This window comes from Xanthovirga aplysinae (assembly GCF_009711365.1).
GTDB lineage: Bacteria > Bacteroidota > Bacteroidia > Cytophagales > Cyclobacteriaceae > Xanthovirga > Xanthovirga aplysinae.
Map to the genome: position 1 here is coordinate 1 of NZ_SMMB01000883.1, position 5,088 is coordinate 5,088.

The 5,088-nt window shown below is 35.4% G+C and carries 6 protein-coding genes; 3 read left to right on the forward strand and 3 right to left on the reverse strand.

Features of this window, described 5'->3' with window-relative positions:
- Positions 1 to 715, forward strand: a 715-nt coding sequence (locus E1171_RS07330; protein WP_155205360.1) for a DNA/RNA non-specific endonuclease, incomplete at its 5' end; no start/stop codon positions are given.
- 38 nt (positions 716 to 753) lie between these two features.
- Positions 754 to 1,533, forward strand: coding sequence for a hypothetical protein (locus tag E1171_RS07335; RefSeq protein ID WP_222931434.1), 780 nt, complete (start codon positions 754 to 756; stop codon positions 1,531 to 1,533).
- A 25-nt stretch (positions 1,534 to 1,558) separates the two neighbouring features.
- Here the strand turns inward: E1171_RS07335 and E1171_RS07340 are convergent, their stop codons facing one another.
- Both E1171_RS07340 and E1171_RS07345 read right to left on the reverse strand, forming a co-directional pair.
- The gene (locus E1171_RS07340; RefSeq protein ID WP_155205362.1) at positions 1,559 to 1,807 is read right to left on the reverse strand and encodes a hypothetical protein; all 249 of its coding nucleotides are present in this window, start codon (positions 1,805 to 1,807) and stop codon (positions 1,559 to 1,561) included.
- A 168-nt stretch (positions 1,808 to 1,975) separates the two neighbouring features.
- Positions 1,976 to 2,788, reverse strand: coding sequence for a 2,3,4,5-tetrahydropyridine-2,6-dicarboxylate N-succinyltransferase (locus tag E1171_RS07345; protein WP_155205363.1), 813 nt, complete (start codon positions 2,786 to 2,788; stop codon positions 1,976 to 1,978).
- A gap of 239 nt (positions 2,789 to 3,027) precedes the next feature.
- On the opposite strand from E1171_RS07345, the gene E1171_RS07350 reads away from it, so the two are divergent.
- Positions 3,028 to 4,137 (forward strand): glycosyltransferase family protein, encoded by a 1,110-nt coding sequence (locus tag E1171_RS07350; protein ID WP_155205364.1) that lies wholly within the window; start codon positions 3,028 to 3,030, stop codon positions 4,135 to 4,137.
- A gap of 28 nt (positions 4,138 to 4,165) precedes the next feature.
- Here E1171_RS07350 and E1171_RS07355 read toward each other — a convergent pair whose 3' ends face one another.
- On the reverse strand, positions 4,166 to 4,969 hold the full coding sequence (locus E1171_RS07355; RefSeq protein ID WP_155205365.1) for an alpha/beta hydrolase: 804 nt from the start codon (positions 4,967 to 4,969) through the stop codon (positions 4,166 to 4,168).
- Positions 4,970 to 5,088 lie beyond the last annotated feature (119 nt).

The window sequence follows — 5,088 nt, forward strand, 5'->3', positions numbered from 1 at the left end:
CCCTCAACCACTTGCTGACAACTATTATTTTACTCGTTCTTTTGATTTTGCCTGGCCAGAATACCAAAGTACTGATAACATTGTAGAACATTCTTATTATACTTTGAATTATGAAGAAGCCTATGAACAGGCTTCATGGGTCGCTTATAAATTAACTGAGGATCACCTTGAACCTAATTATAAACGTACGGATAATTTTCGAGCAGACCCTTTAATCCACACTAATTCAGCTGACCGGTCCGACTATAAAAGGTCAGGTTATGATCGTGGTCACCTAGCACCTGCTGCAGATTTCAGTTGGGATGCTACTGCAATGAGTGAAAGCTTTCTGATGAGTAATATGAGCCCCCAATCACCGGAATTTAACCGAGGTATTTGGAAAAAATTGGAAGAAAAGACCAGGACCTGGGCTAAACGAAATGATGAACTATATGTGGTGACGGGACCAGTTTTAAGAAAAGGATTAAAGAAAATTGGAAAAAATAAAGTGGCAGTCCCTAAATATTATTACAAAGTGATTTTGGATATTCGGGAACCAGAGATAAAAGCAATTGGCTTTTTAATGGAGAACAAAGGTTCAGAAAAAGATTTGAAGTCTTTTGCAATCCCTATTGATAAAATTGAAAAAATAAGCAAATTAGACTTTTTCCCCTTATTACCTGATAGTTTAGAACAAGCGTTAGAGTCAAAAGTTCGGTTAAAAGGATGGTTTTAGCAAATAATGCATTGAAAAAAGTTAAAAGGCCTAATTCTATGAAAATGAATAATTCTCTTCTCAAAAGGATTGACTTAATTAACCTTTCGAACTCATATGCCTCTTTTTCATCCCTGTTGATGAAAAGGTACAACATAATAGCTTTCCTTATGATTTTGGTTTGCTTTACATCCTTTACGGTAGTAAATGCACAAACTACTAAGCCCAATAAAAAAGTAATGGAGCTATTTAAGGAAGCAAAGCAACAAATGGGTGAAGGAAATTACGAAAGTGCTAATATCACCTTTAGAAAGATGCTGGCTACCCGATCCGTATTACCTACTGAAATGTCTTATTATTTTGCCCAAACCCTATTTCAAATTGGTCAATTCAGAAATAGCCAGAATTTTCTCAATAAATACCTTGATCTAAATGGAAAAGGAGCAGAATTCTATAATGAGTCAATAGCCTTACAGGATAAACTAGATCGTAAGCTCAATAAAGCTTTCTATTGTTCTCTCTGTGATTTAAATGGGTATAAGATAACTCCTTGCGAAACATGCAAAATGACAGGAAAAATACAAAAGACTTGCCCCTATTGTCGTGGACAGTCCCTTGCTCGTTGCACCCTTTGTAATGGAAAAACGGTTACCGTTAAGAAAAATGTTTTTGGAGAATTCGAATACCGTACATGTCAACAATGTAAGGGAAAAGGATACAGCACTTGTGAACTTTGCCATGGCACAGGTCTACTTGAAACCAATTGCCCTGATTGCGATGGAAAAGGACATCAAAGCACTAATGAAATTTGTACCCATCCCAATCTTGAAGAAGAATAATATAATAAGAGAAAAGGGGGTTCTGCTAATCTTCTTTGCCGTTCGAAAATAAATCAACTTTAATTTGGGCAATTACACCCTCTTTCTCTAATTCATCTTCAAGTTTATCTTCAAGACCCTTAGCTACTTTTCTAGCAACTTCTTTTTCAACAACATTTTTGAGTTTTTTCCGACTCATTAATGTCCTAGCCAACCATCCTTTCCACTTTCCCTCACGCTGTTTTACTATATCATGGGGATTCTGAACATCTATATCAATAGAGATTTTTACCATAAAAATATGCGTTCTAAGCGATTCTCATTGCTATCCCAAAAATAAAAAATTTGGATTTTTAAAATAATAAATAATGAAAGTAAAAAGGGAAGCATATAGCTCCCCCTTTCAACCACTCAACTAAAAATCAGGAATAACTCTAAAACCTCAGTGTTAATATATTAACTACTAAACGGCAACATTGTTTTCTCTTAAGGCATCATTCAATGAAGTCTTAAGATCCGTGCTTGCTTTTCGCTTTCCTATGATAAGTGCGCAAGGCACCTGAAAGTCCCCAGCAGGGAATTTCTTGGTGTAGGATCCTGGAATAACAACAGAACGCTCAGGAACAAAACCCTTAAATTCAACAGGTTCATCTCCTGTCACATCGATAATTTTGGTACTACCAGTTAAAGTCACATTTGCTCCCAATACTGCCTCTTTGCCGATACGTACTCCTTCTACCAAAATACATCTAGAACCTATAAAGGCATTGTCTTCAACAATAACCGGGGCAGCCTGAACTGGCTCTAACACCCCACCTATTCCAACACCACCACTTAAATGCACATTTTTTCCTATTTGCGCACAGCTTCCCACCGTGGCCCAGGTATCCACCATCGTTCCTTCATCAACGTAGGCACCAATATTCACATAGGAAGGCATCATTACTACCCCTGAACTTACATAGGAACCATGGCGAGCAATTGCATGAGGCACCACCCTCACTCCTTTTTCTGCGTAGTCACTTTTTAGTTTAATCTTATCATGAAATTCAAAAGGCCCCACCTCAATTACTTCCATTTTCTGAATAGGGAAATAAAGAATAACCGCTTTCTTCACCCACTCATTCACTTTCCACCCATCTTCAGTGGGCTCAGCGACTCTTAATTCTCCTTTGTCCAATGCATCAACAGTAGAAATAATTTGCTCCTGCACTGATTTATCCTTTAGCATCTCCCTGTTTTCCCAGGCCTGCTCAATAATTTGTTGAATTTCCATAATTTAATATAATTGTGTATTGAAATGCACTAAAATCCGGTAACAAGGTTTAATATTCCCTCAAGAAAATTGACCTAAAGACATTTCCCTCAATTTTGAAGATTAAGCTTTAATAAAAAGCTTTTATTAACTCCCTAAAACTTGATCCGGTCCACAAAATCAACTAAAATTCTTAAATTTTGCCCAAATTTAATTATTATTCTTTCTTTGCACACTTTTTAATACTAATTCATGCACTTATGAAAAGAATTGTAATAGCTTCTATTCTAAAACCTGTGGATGACAGCCGTATGTATGAGAAGATTAGCTTGTCGCTTAGTAAGGCCCCCCAATATGAAATGCATGTGATTGGATTAAATGCAAAATCAGAAACTCATCACCCCAGAATTAAATTTCACCCTATTTTCAATTTTACTCGCTTAAGCCTAAAACGTCTTCTGGCCCCTTTAAACTTTTTTCTAAAAGTTCGTTCCCTAAATCCAGATTTGCTCATTATTTGCACCCACGAACTATTATTTGCCGGATGGATATACAAGAAATTAAATAAGTGCAAACTAGTTTATGATATTCAGGAAAATTATGTCCATAATATACTCTTCACCAAGGTATTTCCTACATGGCTTCGGCCCTTAATAGCCCTAAAGATTAATATTTATGAGCATTTCTTCTCACCTGCAATTGACTTTTTCTTTTTAGCTGAGAAAACATATCTAAAGGAGCTACGATTTCTAAACAAAGAAGCCCAGGTTATCGAAAATAAATACTCGGGAAAATTGATCAAAAAAGATTTACAAAAAGACTCCGGCCAAATCACCCTCCTATTTACAGGAACTTTAGCGGATCATTACGGAATATTTGAAGCAATTGAATTGTGCCATAACTTGCACCAAGTTAATCCAAAAATTCATTTAAAAATCATAGGTTATGCTAGTCAGGTTAGGGTTCTACATAAAATAAAAGAAATGATTGGCAACAACTCTTACATTGAACTTATTGGAGGCAATAAGCCAGTTTCCCACTCCATAATTTTGGATGAGATTCGAAAGGCAGATTTTGGTTTAATTTCCTATCAAAAAAATGAAAGCACCAAAAATCGCATGCCTACAAAGATATTTGAATACATTGCCAATAACTTACCTTTCCTTCTTTGCCCAAATCCCTTATGGGTAAAATACAGTGAACAATTTAATGCCTGTATCCCAATCGATTTTCAAAATTATAAAACAGAAGATATTCTTCGCCAAATGGGAAGGAATGACTTTTATACCGATGGTTGCCGGCAGGAAGTTCTTTGGGAGTCGGAAGAACCTAAATTGTTGGAAACAGTTGGAAATTTACTTAATAATTGATACAAAAAGTTTAGAAATTGTTTCTGTTCTAAATTATTAGATCTAGTACATTTTCTAACTTACGATTAAATTCTCCAGATTTTTCAATCATAGGATAATGACCCGTGGAGTCAATAGTTTCTACATGGAAGCCATTTTTACAGCGGTTTTCTAAACCGGTTTCATTTGTTGGCATTACATTACTATTGATGAGGTATAACTTCAAGGGTAAATTCTCTAGTTTAAAAGGAACATTTTGGAAAAACTGCATCATATGGATAAATGAATCAAATCCTGTTTTAGGATTCGCGTTTGCAAAATCGCTCTTTACCCTTTCCTTTATTTCCTCTTTTGTGGAAGGGTGAAATAGCATATTTTCAGCATAAATTGGGGCATTTGTTTTGAAATCGTTTTGAAGTAAGGAGAAAAAAGCACTCATTTGTTCCCTTTGTTCGGGAGTAAATTCTACATCAATAAATTTAAAATTATCAATCCCAATAATTCCTTTTATCTGGGGATTATCAGCCAAAGCGGTTTCAAGCATAATATCACCGGACATGGAATGAGCAATCAATACAACATTTTCCAAATCTAACTGCTCAATAAATGCTGAAACATCCTTAGCATATTCTTCAATGGTCCAATTTTCCCTTTTTGCAGTTGACTTACCAAACCCTGGTAAATCTAAAGCATAAACTTGGTGATTCATCGAAAATTGAGCAATTTGGTCTTTCCAATAAGCGCTATTAATACACCAACCATGTAAAAACAATAAGGTGTTTTTTCCATGACCTTCTTGTAAGTAGTTAATTTCAACTTGATTCTCTCTGATTTTGACTTGTTTTTCGATCATAATTTTGGAATTTATGCTATATCACACCCCCTTTTGGGGTGATTCATAGGGGTAGATAAAATCTTATTTTAATTGACCTTAATTTGGATAGATGAAATCTTTAATAATATTTTTCAATC